The sequence below is a fragment of the Streptomyces sp. NPDC027189 genome (assembly GCF_055566975.1).
The window spans coordinates 1-19,342 of the sequence record NZ_JBVHRI010000013.1; the positions used below are offsets into that span (position 1 = coordinate 1).

A 19,342-nucleotide genomic window follows, 5' to 3' on the forward strand; every position below is an offset into this window, starting at 1 on the left:
CCGCTGGAGGTGACTGGTACTAATAGGCCGAGGGCTTGTCCTCAGTTGCTCGCGTCCACTGTGTTGGTTCTGAAACCACGAACAACCCCATGCCCGGGGGCCACCGGGCATGGTGCGGTAGTTTGACAAGTTTCATAGTGTTTCGGTGGTCATAGCGTGAGGGAAACGCCCGGTTACATTCCGAACCCGGAAGCTAAGCCTTACAGCGCCGATGGTACTGCAGGGGGGACCCTGTGGGAGAGTAGGACGCCGCCGAACTAATTGTAGAGAAACCCCCGTACCGGGAAACCGGTACGGGGGTTTTCTGCGTTCGGGATCATTTTCGGCATACTTCCAGGGGCCTCTTGAAACAAGAGGCCCCTTTTTTGCGTCCGCTTACAGCCGCCCCGCGGCCTTGAGCGCCAGATACGCGTCCGCGAGAGCAGGCGCCAGGTCGTCCGGAGGCGCGTCGACGACCGTGACACCGTGGCGCCGAAGCTGTTCGGCGGTGCGATGTCGTTCCGTCTCGGCCTGGGCCGCGGCGGCCGCTTCGTACACCGCTTCGGCGTTTCCCCGGGCCTTCGCCATACGGGCGATGTGCGAATCGGCCACCGATGCCACCAGGACCGTATGGCGCTGAGTGAGGAGCGGGAGCACGGGGAGCAGGCCCTCCTCGACGGGGGCCGCGTCGAGGCTGGTGAGCAGCACGATCAGGGATCGGCGCGGGGCCGTACGGAGTGCCGTGGCGGTGAGGCCGCGGGCGTCCGTCTCGACGAGTTCCGGTTCGAGGGTCGCCATCGCGTTGACCAGGGAAGGGAGGACGTCGCCCGCCGCGCGGCCCTGGACGAGGGCGCGGACTCGGCGATCGTACGCGAGGAGGTTCACGCGGTCGCCGGCCCGGGAGGCCAGGGCCCCGAGGAGCAGAGCCGCGTCCATGGAGGCGTCGAGGCGTGGGGCGTCACCTACGCGGCCGGCAGAGGTGCGGCCCGTGTCGAGGACCAGAAGGATGTGTCGGTCGCGTTCGGGGCGCCAGGTGCGTACGGCGACCGTGGTCTGGCGGGCGGTTGCGCGCCAGTCGATGGAGCGGGTGTCGTCGCCGGGGACGTATTCGCGAAGGCTGTCGAATTCCGTGCCCTCGCCCCGCGTGAGCACGCTGGTGCGGCCGTCGAGTTCGCGGAGCCGGGCCAGTTTGGAGGGGAGGTGCTTGCGGCTGGTGAAGGGCGGCAGGACTCGTACCGTCCAGGGGACTTTGTGGCTGCCCTGCCGGGCGAAGAGGCCGAGTGGGCCGTATGAGCGGATGGTCACGCGGTCCGCCTGGCGGTCGCCGCGGCGGGTGGGGCGCAGGCGGGTCGTGAGGCGTCGGCGTTCGCCGGCGGGGACCCTAAGACGGTGACGGGAGGCCGCTACCTCGGTGCCGGGTTCCCAACTGCTCGGTGGCCACGCGTCGCGAAGGTGGGCGCGCAGGGGGCGGCCGGAGGAGTTGGTGACGGTCAGGGTGACGTCGGCGGTTTCGCCGAGGCGTACCGAGGTGTCGCCGGAGCGGGTCAGCCCGAGGCGCCGTACAGGAGCCGCGAGGGCGGCGTCGCAGGCGCAGGCCAGGGCCAAGGGCGCGTTCACGGCGAGGATGCCCGTCCAACTCGGCTCCCAGATGCCTACGGGGAGTGTGCCGAGGGCCGCCAGGAGGGCGGCACGTCCGGTGAGTGCCATCAGCGGGGGACGGGGACGTGGGCGAGGATCGCGTTGATGACGGAGTCGGCCGTCACGCCCTCCATCTCTGCCTCGGGGCGGAGTTGGATGCGGTGGCGGAGGGTGGGGAGGGCCAGGGCCTTTACGTCGTCGGGGATGACGTAGTCGCGGCCGGTCAGCCAGGCCCAGGCGCGGGCCGTGGCGAGGAGCGCTGTCGCACCACGAGGGGACACACCGAGGGTGAGGGACGGCGAATCGCGGGTGGCGCGGCAGATGTCGACTACGTAGCCGGTGATTTCGGGGGAGACGGCTGTCTTGGCGACGGCGGCGCGTGCGGCTTCGAGATCGGCCGGCCCGGCTACGGGGCGTACGCCGGCGGCGCGCAGGTCGCGCGGGTTGAAGCCCTCGGCGTGGCGGGTGAGGACGTTGATCTCGTCCTGGCGGGACGGCAGAGGGATCGTCAGTTTGAGGAGGAAGCGGTCCAGTTGGGCTTCGGGGAGGGGGTATGTGCCCTCGTACTCGACGGGGTTCTGGGTCGCGGCGACCAGGAACGGCTCGGGGAGCAGTCGCGGAGTGCCGTCGACTGTGACCTGGCGTTCCTCCATCGCTTCGAGGAGGGACGACTGGGTCTTGGGCGGGGTGCGGTTGATCTCGTCGGCGAGGAGGAGATTGGTGAAGACCGGGCCCGGCTGGAAGGAGAACTCGGCAGTGCGGGCGTCGTAGACGAGGGAGCCCGTGACGTCGCTCGGCATCAGGTCGGGAGTGAACTGGACGCGCTTGGTGTCGAGTTCGAGTGCGGATGCGAGAGCGCGGACGAGCAACGTTTTGGCGACTCCGGGGACTCCTTCAAGTAGAACGTGTCCGCGGCAGAGGAGGGCGACGACGAGACCGGTCACGGCGGGGTCCTGGCCGACCACGGCTTTGGCGATCTCGGCGCGGAGGGCCTCCAGGGAGGAGCGGGCGGTGCCCGGATCCCCGGCGTACCCGGCGTTGTCAGTGGTCGGGTCCATCATGAACGGCGTACCTCTCTTTCGAGGGCGTCGAGTTGGTCGGCGAGTGCGATGAGGGCCGCGTCGTCGCGGGGTGGCGGCCCGAAGAGGAGGGAGTGCAGGGCCTGGCCGTCGCCTTGGAGGTGGGCGGACAGGGCGGGAAGCAGGGCCTCGGGCGCGTGTGCCTGGGCGGGGGGTACGCCGATGAGGGGGGCGAGGCGGGTGCGGGTGGTGGAGCGCAGAGCGCTCGCCGCGCGGTCGCGGGCGTTGGCTTTGCGGTAGAGGCGGGCGCGGCCTTCGACGGTTTCGGAGGCGCGGATCGCGACGGGGAGGCGTTCGGGTACGAGGGGGCCGAGTCGGCGTGCCCGCCAGAGGGCGGCCAGGGCTGCCGCGATGAAGAGCTGCAGCGTGCCCCAGAGCCAGCCCGAGGGGAGCAGGTCGAAGAAGCTCTGGTCGCCCGCGTCGGTGGCCGAGGTGTCGGAGAGGGAGGGGAGGTACCAGACCAAGTGGGAGCGGGAACCGAGCAGTTGAAGGGCGAGCGAGGCGTTGCCCTGCTCGTCGAGGCGGTCGTTGTAGAGGATGTCGGGGGCGCCGAGTACGACGGTGTCGCCGCTCCCGGAGGCCGCCGGGAGGCGCAGGAGCGCGGGCAGGCCGTCGCTGGGGTAGCACGCGTCGGCGCCTGGATCGGTGGTGGTGTAGCGGACGCCGCCCGTGTCGGCGCTGCCCGCTCGCCGGGCGGCGGGCAGGGTGCAGTCGGGGGAGAGCGTCGAGTCGAAGCTGACCGCGGGGTCGGCGGTGACCCTGGGGGCGAGGGTGCCGAGCGAGGCCGACCCGGGGGAGATCAGGATCGTACGTCCGTCGGACTTCTCGGTCGCCGTGTGAAGGAGCGTCTGCTGACGTTTGGTCAGCAGGTCGGGGGCGGCGATCAGGAGAGTGGTGTCGGAGCCGGCCGCGGCGCGGGCCTTGTCCAGAGTGGTGACCACGCGCGTGGACACGCCCCGTTCGGCGAGGAGTTCGGCGACGGCGCGGCTGCCGTAGGGGTCGGCGGAGCGCGGGTCGAGGCGGCCGTGCTGGGCGTCCGAGCGGACCGCAGCGATTGCTACGGCGGCCGCCAGCAGGATCACGAGCGCGATGACGACGCCGCGGGCGCGGGTCCACACCTGGCGGGCGGTGGGCGAGACAGAGGTGGACGTAAGGGTGGCCTCGGTCATGAGGCGGCCCCCTGGCGGCCGTTGTGGGCCGTGCTCTGGGCGCTGTTGGCGAGTACGGGTTTGGTGCGCTCAAGGTCGCGGTCGAGTTCGGTGAGGCGTTGGTATGTGCGCGAGTCGGCGGCCCGTCCGCCGTACGTGACGTCGTCGAAGTCCCGGGCCGCTGCGCTCAGTCGGTCCGTGTGGGAGGGCAGGGTGCGGCTCGCTTCGGCGGCCGCCTCGTCCGCTGTGCGGCCCGGGCGCGGATCAAGCAGAGCGCGCTCCTCCAAGGAGCGGACGATGGCGCGCATGCGTTCCTGGACGGCCTGGTTCCAGTGGCCCTGGGCGGCGTGTGCCTCGGCGGCCGCGCGGTGTTCGGCGGCGCTCCTGGGGCGGTCGTCGAAGAGTGCGGCGGACGACGTGGGAGTGCGGTGGGGGGTGCCCAGGCGCCACCACAGGGCGGCGACGACCGCCACCACGGTCAGCACGATGACGACAAGTCCGAGCGCTCCGCCCGGCGTTGCGGCGGAGGCGGCGCTGAACAGCTTGTCGACCCAGTCCCAGAAGGCGTTGAGCGCACGCTGGACCAGGCCGGGGTCGTTCTCGTGGTACATCCGCTTGGACAGCTCGCGCTTGGCCGCCTCCCGCGCGGGGTCGCGCGGGATCGTCACCGGTGGTTCGTCGCCGCGCGGCAGTGCGAGGACCGCTGTGGCGCCGGCGTGCGGCAGTGCCAGTACCGCCGTGAGAACTCCCCCCGCCGGACTCACCGCATCAGCTCCCCGGGGTGGTGCCGGGGGCGTCGGGGCCGTAGTCCTGGACGCCGGCGGCGCGGGCCAGGTCGAGGTCGAGCGCCTCGCGGCGGATGCGCTGGTCGATGTAGAGGAGCACGGTGACGCCCGCGGTGATCGGGAAGGTGAGCATGGATCCGATCACCGAGCCGATGCCGCTGACGATCAGGAACGTCCAGCCGAGATTGCCGCTGCCGCTGTTGAGGAAGCCGGTGACGCCGTCGCCGCTCAGCGCCGAGGCGAGGAAGGCGAACGGGATCACGACGATCGACGCCACGATGTTGGCGATGATCGTGGCGAGCAACTGGATGCCGAAGACCCGCCACCACGAGCCGCGCACGAGCTTCGCGGAGCGGCTCATCGACTTCCAGATGCTCTGCTTCTCCAGCATCAGCGCCGGCGAGGCGAGCGAGAAGCGGATCATCAGCCAGAGGGCGACGATGCCGGCGCCGAGTCCGCCGAGGACGGCGAGTGCGACGCCCGCGTCGCCGGCACCGGCCACCGCGGCGAGTACACCCGGCAGCGTTCCGAGGGCGACGACCGCGACGGCGATGAGCGGCAGCAGGAAGGTCAGGCCGAACAGCTTCGCCAGCTGCGGACGTGCGTCCTGCCAGGCCTTGGCCGTGGTCACCGACTTGCCGAGCACCGCGCGGCTGGTCACGCTCGTGAGCAGGGCCGTCGCGACAATGGTGCCGAGCAGGGTGATGAGCAGGACGACGCCGGAGCTCAGCATCGTGTCGCCGAGGGCGCGGCTCAGCTCGCCGACGGTGGCGCTCGGGTCGTTGAGGGCGTCGGTGCTGGCGCTGTCGTTCAGGACGAAGCCCTGGAGCAGGATGACCGCGATCTCCGTGACGACGGCGACGGTCAGCGAGATGCCGAGGACGGTGCGCCAGTAGGTGCGCATCGTGGAGACGGCGCCGTCGAGGATCTCGCCGACGCCCAGCGGGCGGAGCGGGATCACGCCGGGCTTGGCGGCAGGCGGCGGTCCGCCCCAGTTGCCTCCCCAGCCGGCGGGACCTCCGGGGCCGCCGTATCCGCGACTGGGGCCTCCCCATCCGCCGTACCCGCCGCCCTGGCCTCCGCCACCAGAGGGGCCGCCGGGGTGCCCGCCGCCCCAGCCCGGTCCGGGCGGAGGTGGTGGCGGCGTCTGGCCGGGGCTCTGCGGGCTGGGAGCGGACCACTGGCCGGGCGGGGGCTGCTCCTTGGACCACTTCGAGGGCGGTTCCGGCTGGTCCGTGCCGCCCTGGTCCGAGGGCTGCTCCGTGGGCTGCGCGGCGCCGGAGGAGTCCGGCTCCTGCCCGTCGGAGGGGGCAGATCCGGGCGAGGCCCAGCCCGGAGTGTCTTTCATCGTCGCTCCTTCACGGTGCCCGTCCGCGGTCGCGGCGGCAGGTTGGCAGCCATCGTGCCACGGTGTGCCCGGCAAGGGACCGGGCGCCGTATGGGCTGCGCACCTTCAATTGTCCGCTCGGTACGGGGCAGACTGGGCGGATGGCTGATCAGTACGCGCAATCCCGCGAGGACAGCGGGTCGACGGAGATACCGGTGCTCCGCTGGGACGAGCCACCCGAAGGCCCCGTACTGGTCCTTCTCGACCAGACGAGACTGCCGGCCGAGGAAGTCGAGTTGGTGTGCACCGACGCTCCCGCGCTGGTGGAGGCGATCCGCACGCTCGCCGTGCGCGGGGCGCCATTGCTCGGCATCGCGGGGGCGTACGGCGTCGCGCTCGCCGCCGTGCGTGGCTTCGACGTGGACGACGCCGCCCGGGCGCTGGCCGGCGCCCGGCCCACCGCGGTGAACCTTGCTGTCGGCGTGCGCAGGGCGCGGGCGGCGTACCGTGCCGTGCTCTCCGCCGGCGGTGATCAGAAGCGGGCCGCCGGGGCGGCACTCGCCGCGGCTCGGGCGTTGCACCGGGAGGACGCCGAGGCCAGCGCCCGGATGGCCGAGCACGGCCTGGCGCTGCTCGATGAGCTGCTGCCGGGCGGCGGGCACCGGATCCTGACCCACTGCAACACCGGGTCACTGGTGTCCGGTGGGGAGGGCACGGCGTTCGCGGTGGCCCTCGCGGCCCACCGCGCGGGGCAGTTGCGAAGGCTGTGGGTGGACGAAACGCGGCCGTTGCTGCAAGGTGCTCGCCTGACGGCGTACGAAGCGGCGCGCCACGGGATGGCGTACACCTTGCTCACGGACAACGCGGCGGGCTCGCTGTTCGCTGCGGGGGAGGTGGACGCGGTGCTGATCGGGGCCGATCGGATCGCGGCCGACGGTTCGGTGGCGAACAAGGTGGGGAGCTATCCGCTCGCGGTGCTGGCCAGGTATCACCACGTGCCGTTCATCGTGGTGGCGCCGGTGACGACGGTGGATCCGGGCACCCCGGACGGAGCGTCCATCGAGGTCGAGCAGCGTGCGGGTCATGAAGTGACCGAGATCACAGCACCTCAGGTGCCGGTGGCGGGAGCGGAAGCGGGAGGCGGGATACCGGTGGCACCTCTGGGGACCCAGGCGTACAACCCGGCGTTCGACGTGACGCCGCCCGAGTTGGTGACGGCGATCGTCACCGAAGTGGGCGCCGTGTCGCCCGTGACGGCTGAGGCGCTCGCCGAGCTGTGTGACAGGTCACGCCAGGTAACGATTTAGTTAATGGGATGATGTCGACCTGATCGACGAGAACGGCCCCTCCACCTGCGGCTATTTGCCGGGCGAGGGGCCGTGACATCCAAGCGCTACATCAAGCAGCGTCTGAAGGCCTCTGGGCAGCTTCCAATTGCCGGATGAGCGCCGGTTGCCGTAGCAGCCTCCCGTCCGAAGACGCTGCACGGTTGACGGCGGCGGTTTGAGCAGGAGGGCATGCCCGGCCTGCTGGATCGCTCCCGGCGGCCGCGGAACAGCCCCACGCGCCTGTCCGCCGAGGTTGAAGCCGAGATCTGCCAGCTGCGTCGCCAGCATCCTCCCCGGTGAGGGTCTCCCGCCCGCTGGCTTTCTGAGGCGTCAGGCGGGCGCGCTCGACTGGTGCGGTCTCGTGCTCGGCCTCGGGGATCTCCGGCCCCGGACTTGGCCTGATCCGCATTGGTGTCGGTGATCGGCGCGCGTTCCACGCGGACTTCCTCGTGGCGCGGGGGCGGTCTACTGCTGCTCTTCGGTGATCACGTACTTGCGTAGCCGGGGCCGCCCTGTTTCACGGCGCTCGGTGCCGAGGTGCATCTGCTCAGCCGAGTGCGTCATTGCCTCATCGTCTGGGGAGCTGTTGGAGCCGGCAGAGAGTGTGTCGACGTTCTCTCTGCCGCTGCGGGCGATGCCCGAGGCGGTGGTGTCGTCGTAGTCGCTCTGCGTGGCGGTGGTGTCGACGTGTTCTTTGCCGCTGCGGGCGATGCCCGAGGTCGTGGTGTCGTCGTAGTCGCTCTGCGTGGCGGTGGTGTCGACGTGTTCTTTGCCGCTGCGGGCGATGCCTGAGGTCGTGGTGTCGTCGTAGTCGCTCTGCGTGGCGGTGGTGTCGACGTGTTCTTTGCCGCTGCGGGCGATGCCCGAGGCGGTGGTGTCGTCGTAGTCGAGCGCGGTGCCGTCAGTGGCGGTGTCGGTGGAGGGCCGGGGGGTGGTGTGGGCCCAACCGCCGCCGGGCTGGTTGGCCTGTTGCCAGGCTTCGTCCCAGGCGATGCCGTAGTGCTCGTACAAGCGGTGTTCCTCGTCCTCAGAGAGGTGGGCGCCGGCGTCGACGTCGACGTTGGGGGCGTCTTTGACCGTGTCCTTGGCGTAGGGGACCTCGAGGTGGTCCTCGACCATGGTGGCTTCACGGATGGGGACGAAGGATTCACTGGTGCCGAACAGGCCGGTCTTGACGCTGACCCATTCCGGCTGGCCGGTGACCTCGTCGAGGAAGACATGCTTGGCGTCGCCGATCTTGTTCCCCTCGGCGTCGTGGACGGGATGGTCCAGCATGGCTGGAATCTGTTCTTGGGTGATCATCTCTGCTTCCCATGTGTTGATCGTTCGCGTAACCCGCAGAACTGCACGGAAACACCCTTTTGCCTAATTATCGCCCTGATGGGGGTGGGTGAGTCATTGTGAGCCAGGGCCGGATTGGAAGTGCGGGATGCCTGGTTTGGGTCGTCCTGGACCCGTTGGAGGGCGAGTTACGCGATGCCGACCGAGGCGCCCGGAAGCGGTCCAGGCGCGTTCGGGGCTGGGCGGTCACCGGCGGGCGCCGAAGACGAACTCGCAGTCAGGCCCCGCAAGAACCCCGGACCGATCACCAAGCTCTACGTCAAAGGCATGGGCACCCAGAGGGCCGGTCAAGCATCTCCCGACGACAAACCGTCAAGGAAGTCCTGAGACCCCACATCGAGATCGGCCGACCGAACAGCAGTCGACCGCGTAGTCACGTGATCGCCAAATGAGGCGAGGGCGGGGTGAGAGGTCATGATCACTCGCCCTATGGACGGCTCCCGCCTGAAGCCGTTCCGCCGACCGTGTGGTCACGCTCAGCTAGCCACTAGCTGACATCCGTTACTGGCATCAACGGCCACGGGCGAGGGCAGACAGTGACGGCTACATACGACTATCGTCACGGGCCGGTGACCTTGTTCACCACTGCCTTCGCCACCGTTACGAGAATGGGATGATGTCGTTTATGAAGGGACGAGTCCTTGTCGTCGATGACGACACCGCACTGGCCGAGATGCTCGGCATTGTGCTGCGTGGTGAAGGTTTTGAGCCGTCTTTCGTAGCCGACGGCGACAAGGCGCTGGCCGCTTTCCGTGAGACCAAGCCCGATCTGGTGCTCCTGGACCTGATGCTTCCCGGCCGGGACGGCATCGAGGTGTGCCGCCTGATCAGGGCGGAGTCCGGGGTGCCGATCGTGATGCTCACGGCGAAGAGCGACACCGTCGATGTCGTAGTGGGCCTCGAGTCGGGTGCCGACGACTACATCGTAAAGCCGTTCAAGCCAAAGGAGCTGGTGGCGCGGATCAGGGCGCGGCTGCGCCGTTCGGAGGAGCCGGCGCCCGAGCAGCTGGCCATCGGTGATCTCGTCATCGACGTGGCCGGTCACTCTGTGAAGCGGGACGGGCAGTCGATCGCGCTGACGCCGCTGGAGTTCGACCTGCTGGTGGCGCTGGCCCGCAAGCCGTGGCAGGTCTTCACGCGTGAGGTCCTGCTGGAGCAGGTGTGGGGCTACCGCCACGCGGCGGACACCCGCCTGGTCAACGTCCATGTCCAGCGGCTGCGCTCCAAGGTCGAGAAGGACCCTGAGCGGCCGGAGATCGTGGTGACCGTCCGTGGTGTCGGTTACAAGGCCGGACCGAGCTGACATGTCCCGGGACAGTGCCGCTTCGGCGCCCGGTGAGCCGGGGGCCCGTTCGGAGCGGCCTGTCGGCCGGAAGGTGACGGGCTCCCGCTGGGGGCGGTTCATGGAGGGCGGGCTGCTGCAGGGCGGAGTCCAGGGCAGCCCGGTCCTTCGGCTGTTCATGCGCTGGGTGCGCCGGCCGCTGCTGCCCGTGATGCGGCTGTGGCGGCGCAACATCCAGCTCAAGATCGTCGTCACGACGCTGCTGATGTCGCTCGGAGTCGTGCTGCTGCTCGGCTTCGTGGTGATCGGGCAGGTGCGCAACGGGCTGCTGGATGCCAAGGTGAAGGCGTCGCAGAGCCAGGCCGTGGGCGGGTTCGCGGTCGCCGGCCAGAAGGCCGACAGTGCGGCGAGCGCGAGCGGCGACGACAACTCGGGCTCCGACGGCAATCCCGTACAGAACGTCAGCGGATGGATGAGCGATCTCGTGGAGTCGCTCTCCAGCGGCGGCCAAGGCGCCTTCGACGTCGTGACCCTCAGCACCACCGCCGCGGACAACGAGAACAGAGGGCTCGGACAGCGCGCCTCAGGAACCGTCGAACCGACCCTCAGCGTGCCGGAGGACCTGCGCAAGCGCGTCGACGCCGGCACCGGCGTGGCCCAGAGTTACACGCGCATCATCTACACCAACAACCGGGAGACCCAGCCGGCGCTCATCATCGGCAAGCAGGTCAACGACCCGAACGGAGACCCGTATCAGCTCTACTACCTCTTCCCGCTGACGCAGGAGGAGAAGTCGCTGAGCCTGGTCAAGGGGACACTGGCCACGGCCGGACTGTTCGTCGTGGTGCTGCTCGGGGCCATCGCATGGCTCGTGGTGCGCCAGGTCGTCACGCCGGTGCGGATGGCGGCGGGGATCGCCGAGCGACTGTCCGCCGGGCGCCTCCAGGAACGTATGAAGGTCACCGGCGAGGACGACATCGCGCGGCTCGGCGAGGCCTTCAACAAGATGGCGCAGAACCTGCAGTTGAAGATCCAGCAGCTGGAGGACCTGTCGCGGATGCAGCGGCGGTTCGTGTCCGACGTGTCGCACGAGCTGCGTACGCCGCTGACGACCGTCCGCATGGCGGCCGACGTCATCCATGAGGCGCGGGTGGACTTCGACCCGGTGACCGCGCGGTCCGCGGAGCTGCTGGCCGACCAGCTGGACCGGTTTGAGTCGCTGCTCGCGGACCTGCTGGAGATCAGCCGGTTCGACGCGGGCGCGGCGGCCCTGGAGGCCGAGCCGATAGACCTCCGCGAGGTCGTACGGCGGGTCGTCAGCGGGGCCGAGCCGCTCGCCGAGCGCAAGGGCACGCACATACGTGTCGTCGGCGACCAGCAGCCGGTGGTCGCCGAGGCGGATGCCCGGCGTGTGGAGCGGGTGCTGCGCAATCTCGTCGTCAACGCCGTGGAGCACGGCGAGGGCAAGGACGTGGTCGTCAAGCTGGCAGCGGCGGGCGGGGCGGTCGCGGTCGCCGTCCGCGACTACGGCGTCGGGCTCAAGCCCGGCGAGGCGACCCGGGTGTTCAGCCGCTTCTGGCGGGCCGATCCGGCACGCGCGCGTACCACCGGTGGAACGGGGCTCGGGCTGTCCATCGCGCTGGAGGACGCACGGCTGCACGGCGGCTGGCTGCAGGCGTGGGGTGAGCCGGGCGGCGGTTCGCAGTTCCGGCTGACGCTGCCGCGGACGGCGGACGAACCGCTGCGGGGGTCGCCGATACCGCTGGAGCCCAAGGACTCCCGGCGAAATCGTGGACTTAATGACGCCGGTCTGCCGCTCGGCGGCAGCGGCAAGCTCGCCACCGTGCCGGTGCAGCAGCCCGTGGGCGGGAATGTGCCGCCCATGCCGCCGCGCGCGCCCATCGTGCCGCGACTGGCCGGGGTGTCGCCCACGGCCGACCCGACGGCGTTGCCGGGCAACGGCGCGCGCGTGGTGCCGCGGCCCACCGGGGCCGCAAGGCGGCCGGACGACACACGTGCCGCGGGCGGGGAGCTTACGGTGGAGGAGCGCGGGCCCGACGGCGGGGAGCCGGAGGAGCTCGGACAAGGGGAGGCATTTCGTGGGCGCTGACCGCGAGAGGTGCGGCGGCCGTGGGCGTCCGGTGCGGGTGGGGGCGTACTTCTGCTGTGGTGCGCTGCTGCTGACCGGGTGCGCCTCGATGCCCGACAGCGGGGGTCTGAGTGGGGTCGAGTCGACGCCGAGGCAGGACGCCCAGGTCCGGGTGTTCGCGAAGCCTCCGCGTCAGGGCGCCTCGCCCGCGGAGATCGTGCAGGGCTTCCTGGAGGCGCTGACCAGCGATGATCCCGACTATCACACGGCGCGCGAATATCTGACGGCGAGCGCATTGAAGACGTGGAATCCGAACCGGTCCACGACCGTGCTCGCGGAGGGGCCGAACGCCGAGTCGGTGACCTCGGGGGTCAGGGAAGGCTCCGACGACTTCCTGTACCGGTTGAGCGGCACCAAGGTCGCCACGGTGGATCGGCAGCACGCGTACGCGCCGGACTCGGGCCCGTACAGCAGGACGGTGCATCTCACGCAGCAGAAGAACACCAAGGAGTGGCGCATCGACGGGCTGCCCCAGGGTGTCCTGATGGGCAGGACCGACTTCCAGCGCAACTACAAGTCGGTCAACAAGTACTACTTCGCTTCGAACGTGTCCTCCGGAACGGGCGGACAGCTGGAGACCGTCGCCGATCCGGTCTATGTGCGCAAGCAGGTGGACCCGATGACACAGATGGTCCGCGCGCTCCTCAAGGGCCCCACGCGCTGGCTGGACCGGGTGGTCGGTTCGAGCTTCCCCTCGGGTACGGAGCTGAAGAAGGGCGTCAAGTCGCTGTCGCCCGACGACCGCAACAGGGTCACTGTGCCGCTGAACGAGAAGGCCGACCACGTCGGACAGGGGCAGTGCTCCAGGATGGCGGCCCAACTCCTCTTCACGTTCAAGGATCTGACGCCCACCGGGGTGGACGAGGTGGAGTTGCAGAAGTCGGACGGTTCGCAACTGTGCGTGCTCACCGAGGACCAGGCCGAGGGCATCGCCTCGAACGGTACGGGGCGCCATGCCGACTACCAGTACTTCATCGACGACAAGCAGCGGCTCGTGCGGATGCCCAGCAGCGGCAGCGACAAGAAGCCCGAGCCGGTGCCCGGTGCGCTGGGCGAGGGCGACAAGAAGCTGCGGTCTGCCGCGGTGTCGCGGGACGAGAGCAGCGCGGCAGGGGTGTCGACCGACGGGACGTCGCTGTACGTCGGCTCACTGGTGTCGGGCGGTTCGCTCGGCGAAGCGGTGCTGCACAGCCAGGGCAGGACGACGGACGACCGGCTGACGACGCCCAGCTGGGACGGCAAGGGCGACCTGTGGGTGGCCGATCGCGATCCGAAGAACCCCCGGCTGCTTCTGCTGCAGAAGGGCGCTGGCGATCCGCTGGTGGTCCAGACGCCGAACCTCAACGGGCGCATCGAGGCCGTACGGGTGGCCGCCGACGGTGTGCGGATCGCGCTGATCGTCGAGAAGGACGGCAAGAGTTCGCTGCAGATCGGGCGCATCGAGCGCGACGCCAAGTCCGGTGAGCCGCCCGCCGTCTCAATCTTCGATCCGCGCTCCGTGGCACCCCAGCTGGAGGAGGTCGCGGCCATGTCGTGGGCCGGGGACAGCCGGCTCGTGGTGGTCGGGAGCGAGAAGGGCGGTGTGCAGCAGATGCGGTACGTCCAGGTCGACGGCTCCACTCCGGTGGGCACCGCGCCCTCCGCGCTGACGGGCGTCAAGGAGATCGCGGCGTCCGAGGACGAGCGGCTGCCGCTGGTGGCGCACTCGGAGGAGGACGGGATCGTGCGGCTGTCTTCCGGGGAGCAGTGGCAGAAGGTGGTCAAGGACGGGACCGCGCCGGTCTATCCCGGATAGGTCCGTGCGTCTGTCCCGGGTGGGCCTGGGCGTCTTTCTCGGGTGTACGTGCGCGTCCTCTCCGAGTGGAGCTGTTCGCTTGCCCTGGGTAAGCGTGCGCACCGGCCCTGGGTAAGCCTGCTCGCTTGTCCCGGGCAAGTCTGCTGGTTTCCCCGGGTAAGTCCGCGCGTTTTCCTGGTGGGGCCTGGCCGCGCGCGACGGCCGCAGGAGTTATCCACAGGCAGTTATCCACAGGGGTGGCCGGTCGGCCCATGCCTTGGCACAGTGGTGGGCATGCGGGGGTGGTGGCAGGACCTCACCGATCTGGTGCTGCCGGCCGAGTGCGGAGGCTGCGGGAGGCCTCGCACGGTGCTCTGCCCTGAGTGCCGTGCCGCCCTGAGTGGGGCCTTACCGAGCCGGGTGCGACCGGTGCCGGAGCCGATTGGGCTGCCTGTGGTGCACGCGGCGGCTCGCTACGAGGACGAGGTGCGGGCGGCACTCCTCGCCCACAAGGAACGGGGCGCGCTGGCGCTGGCGGCGCCGCTCGGCGTGGCCCTGGCGGCGGCTGTGCGGGCGGGGCTGGGGCAGCTACGGAGTCCTGGTCCGGGCGGGCGGCCAATGGCTACGGAGGAGCGGCTGGGGCCCAGGAAGGGGCAACTGCGGGGCCAGGGCGGTCGGCCCGGGTTCGGCGAAGGACGGCCGATGTCGGCGGAGAGCGGACGGCGCCAGCTGGACGCTGCCGCCGGAGTCGTCCCGGGACCAGTGCTGCTGGTGCCGGTGCCGTCGTCGCGGCGGGCGGTGCGGGCGCGGGGGCATGATCCGGCGCGGCGGATCGCGCTCGCGGCCGCGGGTGAGCTGCGGCGTACGGGGATGCCGGCCCGGGTGCTGAGCGTGCTGGTGCAGCGGCGTGCCGTGGCCGACCAGTCCGGGCTCAACTCCCGGCAGCGGCTGGACAATCTCGCGGGCGCCCTTGAGGTGGCCGCCGGGGGTGCCCGGCTGCTGGCGGACGGTGGCCGGGTCGTGCTCGTGGACGATCTGATGACGACGGGCGCCTCACTCACGGAGGCGGCGCGGGCCGTACGGGCCGCGGACGCAGGGGTGGAGGGGACGAACGTGACAGAAGCGGTGCGCCGAATGGCGGATACGGGTGAAGTCGGGGACACCGGCCGCGAAACGATCTGCGCGGCTGTGGTCGCAGCTGCACCAGACTCTTTCGAAATAAACCGGAACTGACTGAGAACATGCATCGTTGCAGGTAACGAGAGGGTCAATTCACCTGAATGGAGGTACGCCGCAGTAGAGGGTGACGACATCCGTCCGGGCGAGATATGTTCGGTTGTGAGGCAATGGCGCTGGCCGTACCTCGCGAATCCGAATGCTGTCCTGCGGGTTTTCTCAATCACCCGCCTCGGTGGGGTGTAGATCTTGTCCTTGGGGGAGGAGGAGGTGAAAGTCACCGAGTCCGAGGTTCCGGGACACACCGGAGCCTGGTGCAAAAGGGAGATGCTCCGCCAGTGGAGCGGGGCTATCCGGGAACGGAGTTCTGCGTGGACATCGTCGTCAAGGGCCGCAAGACCGAGGTGCCCGAGCGGTTCCGCAAGCACGTGGCCGAGAAGCTGAAGCTGGAGAAGATCCAGAAGCTCGATGGCAAGGTGATCAGCCTCGACGTCGAGGTGTCCAAGGAGCCCAACCCCCGACAGGCCGACCGTAGCGATCGAGTGGAGATCACGCTCCGCTCCCGCGGTCCCGTGATCCGGGCGGAGGCAGCGGCAAGCGATCCGTATGCAGCACTCGACCTGGCCGCGGACAAACTCGAAGCCCGGCTGCGCAAGCAGCACGACAAGCGCTATACCCGCCGTGGCAACGGCAGGATCTCGGCCGCCGAGGTCGCCGACCACGTCCCGGGTGCCGCGACGCTGAACGGCAACGGCAGCGTCGTCCACGACGAGGAGCCGGAAGGCGTGCCGACCAAGAAGATCGGCTCCCTCGAGATCATGGGTGAGGGCCCCTGCGTCGTCCGCGAGAAGACCCACGTGGCCGCCCCGATGACGCTCAACCAAGCGCTCTACGAGATGGAGCTGGTCGGGCACGACTTCTATCTGTTCGTCGACTCCGAGACGAAGGAACCGAGTGTCGTCTACCGGCGGCACGCGTACGACTACGGCGTCATCCACCTCAGCACGGACCCGATGGTCGCCCAGGCCGGAGCGGATGCGCCGGGCGGTGCGCTCGGCGGCTGACCCTCCCCGGTGACAGCTGGGCTGGTGCCCCTGGAGTGCGCGTGCGCCCCCAGGGGCACCGGTGTGCGACCATTTCGCACCCCGCTCTGTCACCGCACTGTCGTCCGGGCATGAAATCATGGCCGCACCGGCCCCAACCGGTGGGCCGTTGCCTTGGGTTGGCGACGGCACAGAAACACAGGCCACGGCCTTCAGGGGGAGGAACGATGGCGGACAGCTTCGGACCGATGCGTGACGAGGATGCCGACGGCGGCGTCGTCGGCATGGGCCCGGACGCGGGCACTCCACGCAAGGAGCCCATCAGGGTCCTTGTCGTGGACGACCACGCCCTCTTCCGCCGCGGTCTGGAGATCGTGCTCGCGGCCGAGGAGGACATTCAGGTCGTCGGCGAGGCGGGCGACGGGGCGGAGGCGGTCGACAAGGCCGCCGACCTGCTGCCGGACATCGTGCTGATGGACGTACGCATGCCGAAGCGGGGCGGTATCGAGGCGTGTACCTCCATCAAGGAGGTGGCCCCCAGCGCGAAGATCATCATGCTGACGATCAGTGACGAGGAGGCCGACCTCTACGACGCGATCAAGGCGGGCGCGACGGGTTATCTCCTCAAGGAGATCTCCACGGACGAGGTGGCCACGGCCATTCGTGCGGTGGCCGACGGGCAGTCGCAGATCAGTCCCTCGATGGCGTCGAAACTCCTCACCGAGTTCAAGTCGATGATCCAGCGGACCGACGAGCGCCGACTGGTGCCCGCGCCGCGGCTCACCGATCGCGAACTGGAGGTCCTCAAGCTCGTCGCCACGGGGATGAACAACCGGGACATCGCCAAGGAGTTGTTCATCTCCGAGAACACGGTGAAGAACCATGTGCGCAACATCCTGGAGAAGCTGCAGCTGCACTCCAGGATGGAGGCCGTGGTGTACGCGATGCGGGAGAAGATCCTCGAAATCCGCTAGCCACGCGGCCGGCCTCGCCTGTGGTGCTCGGCCGGCCCGGCCCGTGGCTAGGCGAGGGCGCGGGACAGCTCTCTGGTGAGCGGCTCGCGCAGTTCGGGCGCGTCCACCCGTTCCACCCGTATGTCCGTGCAGTCCACCCAGCCCGCTGCCTCGACCAGGGCCTGGGCCACTGCAGGGACGGCCTTGGCGCCGTCCAGCGTGACCTGCTTGGCGACCAGGGTGCGGCCCTCGCGGGCGGGGTCCACGCGGCCGACGAGGTGGCCACCGGCCAGGACCGGCATGGCGAAGTAGCCGTAGATCCGCTTCGGCTTGGGTGTGTACGCCTCCAGGCGGTGGGTGAAGCCGAAGATCCGCTCAGTGCGGGCCCGTTCCCAGATGAGTGAGTCGAACGGTGACAGCAGGGTCGTACGGTGGCGGCCGCGTGGGGCCGTCTCCAGCGCCGCCGGGTCGGCCCACGCCGACTTGCCCCAGCCCTCCACCGTCACCGGGACCAGGCCCGAGTCCGCGATCACCGCGTCGACCTGCTCGCCCTTGAGTCGGTGGTAGTCGGCGATGTCCGCGCGTGTGCCGACGCCGAGGGACTGGCCCGCGAGGCGGACGAGGCGGCGCAGGCACTCCGTGTCGTCCAGCTCGTCGTGCAGCAGCGCGTCGGGGATGGCGCGCTCGGCGAGGTCGTACACCCGCTTCCAGCCGCGACGTTCCGTGCACACCACCTCGCCGTACATCAGGGCGCGCTCGACGGCGACCTTGGTGCCCGACCAGTCCCACCACTCGCTGGTCTTCTTCGCGCCGCCCAACTCCGTGGCTGTGAGGGGGCCTTCGGCGCGGAGCTGCTTGATGACCTGGTCGTAGGTGCCGTCCGGCAGGGCGTGGTTCCAGTGCGGGCGGGCTCTGTAGGCGCGGCGGCGGAAGGCGAAGTGGGGCCACTCCTCCACGGGGAGGATGCAAGCTGCGTGGGACCAGTACTCGAAGGCGTGCGGTGCGCCGTCCGAGCCCGGCGTCCAGTAGGCGTTGTCGACCGTCTTGCGGCCCACCGCGCCCAGGCGGGCGTACGGGATGAGTTCGTGGGAGCGGGCGAGGACGGAGATGGTGTCGAGTTGGACCGCGCCCAGGTGTCGCAGGACTCCGCGGACGCCGGCCCTGCGGTCCGGAGCGCCCAGGAAGCCCTGGGCCCGGAGGGCGATGCGGCGGGCTTCGTCGGTGGAGAGTTCGGCGGTGGGACGCGGGAGACTCGTCATGCCCACACGGTAGGCGGTGCCACTGACAACGGGGCCGGCCTGGGGTTTGGGGGCCCGGCCGGGGGCGTCCGGTTCGCGCGTGGCCGGCGTGGGTGTGACCCCATGGGTTTTCGCCCCCTCCGCACCTACCCGTCCCGTACCTGGGGCTCCCCCCAGACCCCCGTATCGGCCTTGACGGCCCCGTCCTCAAACGCCGGACGGGCTGGGTGGTGCCGGCCCGGGCAGGGAGGTACTGACGAGGGCGGATGGGACCAGCGAGGGTGGGTGGGATGCGGCTCACGGTGTTGTTCTCAGGTGCCGGACGGGCTGGGTGGTGCCGGGAGGTATGGGGCCGTTGACGGGATGCCCAGGTCGGAGGGGAGCAAGGAACCCACCCAGCAGTCTCGGCGTACTCCCTTGTTGCTGATGGCGGAGCGGAGGGTGCCCTCCACGGTGAAGCCGGCTCGTTCGGCCACCGCGCGGGAGCCCGTGTTGCCGACCTCGGCGCGCCATTCGATGCGGTCGATGGACAGGTCCGTGAAGGCCCAGCGGGCGGCGGCGGTGGCGGCTTCGGTGATGTAGCCGTTGCCGCGGTGTTCCTTCGCCGTCCAGAAGCCGATCTCGCCGACGCCCAGGGAGCGCATGGTGATGGCGAGCATGCCCGCCAACTCCCCGGAGGGGAGGAAGACGCCGAAGGTGAACATGGAGCCGTCCGACCAGCCGTCGGGCACCATCTGGTCCGTGAAGCTCACCGCGTGCTCGCGCAGATAGGGCGACGGGATCGTGGTCCAGCGCTGGATGTCGGGGTCCTGGACGGCGTCGTACACGGTGTCCGTGTCGTGCGGGCCCACGGTGCGCAGGACGAGACGGTCGGTGGTCAGGGTGACGGGGTCCATCGGCCGATTCTGCTCGGGCAACCGGAAGGAAGCCATTCCTTTGCTGTGAGTGAGACTGTCGTTACTTTTCGCAGCGAGAACGCGGCACCTTCAGCATCCCCTGTCCGTTGTCCTAGTGGCTGTCACTGGCAGACCTCCCGGCGCGGTGCGGTCCTCGCTTACGATGGCCGTTGCTCAAGCTGTCATTTGTAACTGTCATTGAAACC

The 19,342-nt window shown here is 69.8% G+C and carries 15 protein-coding genes, 1 rRNA gene and 1 pseudogene; 9 read left to right on the forward strand and 8 right to left on the reverse strand.

The annotated features are described in order from the left end of the window. Positions 1–141 precede the first annotated feature (141 nt). Positions 142–258 (forward strand): 5S ribosomal RNA (gene rrf, locus ACZ4RZ_RS27975). A gap of 117 nt (positions 259–375) precedes the next feature. Here rrf and ACZ4RZ_RS27980 read toward each other — a convergent pair. The 5 genes from ACZ4RZ_RS27980 to ACZ4RZ_RS28000 are packed head-to-tail and all read right to left on the reverse strand — an operon-like array spanning position 376 to position 5,977. Next, positions 376–1,686 (reverse strand): DUF58 domain-containing protein, encoded by a 1,311-nt coding sequence (locus ACZ4RZ_RS27980; RefSeq protein WP_467748646.1) that lies wholly within the window; start codon positions 1,684–1,686, stop codon positions 376–378. Further along, entirely contained in the window at positions 1,686–2,675 is a 990-nt protein-coding gene (locus ACZ4RZ_RS27985) for an AAA family ATPase (RefSeq protein ID WP_467748971.1), read from the reverse strand. Before ACZ4RZ_RS27985 ends, ACZ4RZ_RS27980 begins: the two co-directional genes overlap by 1 nt. Then, positions 2,675–3,865, reverse strand: coding sequence for a DUF4350 domain-containing protein (locus ACZ4RZ_RS27990; protein WP_467748648.1), 1,191 nt, complete (start codon positions 3,863–3,865; stop codon positions 2,675–2,677). The genes ACZ4RZ_RS27985 and ACZ4RZ_RS27990 overlap by 1 nt, the downstream gene beginning before the upstream one ends. Next, entirely contained in the window at positions 3,862–4,608 is a 747-nt protein-coding gene (locus tag ACZ4RZ_RS27995; protein WP_467748650.1) for a DUF4129 domain-containing protein, read from the reverse strand. Before ACZ4RZ_RS27995 ends, ACZ4RZ_RS27990 begins: the two co-directional genes overlap by 4 nt. 4 nt (positions 4,609–4,612) lie before the next feature. Then, positions 4,613–5,977, reverse strand: a complete 1,365-nt coding sequence (locus tag ACZ4RZ_RS28000) for a DUF7847 domain-containing protein (protein ID WP_467748652.1) — start codon at positions 5,975–5,977, stop codon at positions 4,613–4,615. Positions 5,978–6,117: 140 nt separating this feature from the next. Here ACZ4RZ_RS28000 and mtnA point away from each other — a divergent pair, with 140 nt between their 5' ends. After that, positions 6,118–7,263, forward strand: a complete 1,146-nt coding sequence (gene mtnA / locus ACZ4RZ_RS28005; protein WP_467748654.1) for an S-methyl-5-thioribose-1-phosphate isomerase — start codon at positions 6,118–6,120, stop codon at positions 7,261–7,263. Between the two features lie 168 nt (positions 7,264–7,431). Continuing rightward, positions 7,432–7,575: pseudogene (locus tag ACZ4RZ_RS28010) on the forward strand (helix-turn-helix domain-containing protein); the annotation flags it as partial. A gap of 174 nt (positions 7,576–7,749) precedes the next feature. On the opposite strand, the gene ACZ4RZ_RS28015 reads toward ACZ4RZ_RS28010, so the two are convergent. Continuing rightward, positions 7,750–8,559, reverse strand: coding sequence for a PRC-barrel domain-containing protein (locus tag ACZ4RZ_RS28015; RefSeq protein WP_467748656.1), 810 nt, complete (start codon positions 8,557–8,559; stop codon positions 7,750–7,752). Between the two features lie 679 nt (positions 8,560–9,238). Between ACZ4RZ_RS28015 and mtrA the strand changes: the two genes are divergently transcribed. The 6 genes from mtrA (at position 9,239) to ACZ4RZ_RS28045 (ending at position 17,023) form a co-directional block, all read left to right on the forward strand. Continuing rightward, the gene (mtrA, locus tag ACZ4RZ_RS28020; protein WP_015659998.1) at positions 9,239–9,928 is read left to right on the forward strand and encodes a two-component system response regulator MtrA; all 690 of its coding nucleotides are present in this window, start codon (positions 9,239–9,241) and stop codon (positions 9,926–9,928) included. Between the two features lies 1 nt (position 9,929). Beyond that, positions 9,930–12,017, forward strand: coding sequence for an MtrAB system histidine kinase MtrB (mtrB, locus tag ACZ4RZ_RS28025; RefSeq protein WP_467748658.1), 2,088 nt, complete (start codon positions 9,930–9,932; stop codon positions 12,015–12,017). Further along, the gene (locus tag ACZ4RZ_RS28030; protein WP_467748660.1) at positions 12,007–13,851 is read left to right on the forward strand and encodes an LpqB family beta-propeller domain-containing protein; all 1,845 of its coding nucleotides are present in this window, start codon (positions 12,007–12,009) and stop codon (positions 13,849–13,851) included. The genes mtrB and ACZ4RZ_RS28030 overlap by 11 nt, the downstream gene beginning before the upstream one ends. A 273-nt stretch (positions 13,852–14,124) precedes the next feature. Then, entirely contained in the window at positions 14,125–15,063 is a 939-nt protein-coding gene (locus ACZ4RZ_RS28035; RefSeq protein WP_467748661.1) for a ComF family protein, read from the forward strand. A 314-nt stretch (positions 15,064–15,377) separates the two neighbouring features. Continuing rightward, a complete protein-coding gene (gene hpf, locus ACZ4RZ_RS28040) occupies positions 15,378–16,070 on the forward strand; it encodes a ribosome hibernation-promoting factor, HPF/YfiA family (RefSeq protein ID WP_373294433.1) in 693 nt (230 codons plus the stop codon). A 206-nt stretch (positions 16,071–16,276) separates the two neighbouring features. Continuing rightward, entirely contained in the window at positions 16,277–17,023 is a 747-nt protein-coding gene (locus tag ACZ4RZ_RS28045; protein ID WP_399405583.1) for a response regulator, read from the forward strand. A gap of 47 nt (positions 17,024–17,070) precedes the next feature. Here ACZ4RZ_RS28045 and ACZ4RZ_RS28050 read toward each other — a convergent pair whose 3' ends face one another. Together ACZ4RZ_RS28050 and ACZ4RZ_RS28055 are read right to left on the reverse strand one after the other, a co-directional pair. Next, positions 17,071–18,261: a winged helix-turn-helix domain-containing protein gene (locus ACZ4RZ_RS28050; protein ID WP_467748663.1), complete on the reverse strand. Its 1,191-nt coding sequence runs from the start codon at positions 18,259–18,261 to the stop codon at positions 17,071–17,073. Between the two features lie 290 nt (positions 18,262–18,551). Continuing rightward, complete coding sequence (locus ACZ4RZ_RS28055; protein WP_467748664.1) at positions 18,552–19,136, reverse strand: GNAT family N-acetyltransferase; 585 nt, start codon at positions 19,134–19,136, stop codon at positions 18,552–18,554. Positions 19,137–19,342: the final 206 nt, after the last annotated feature.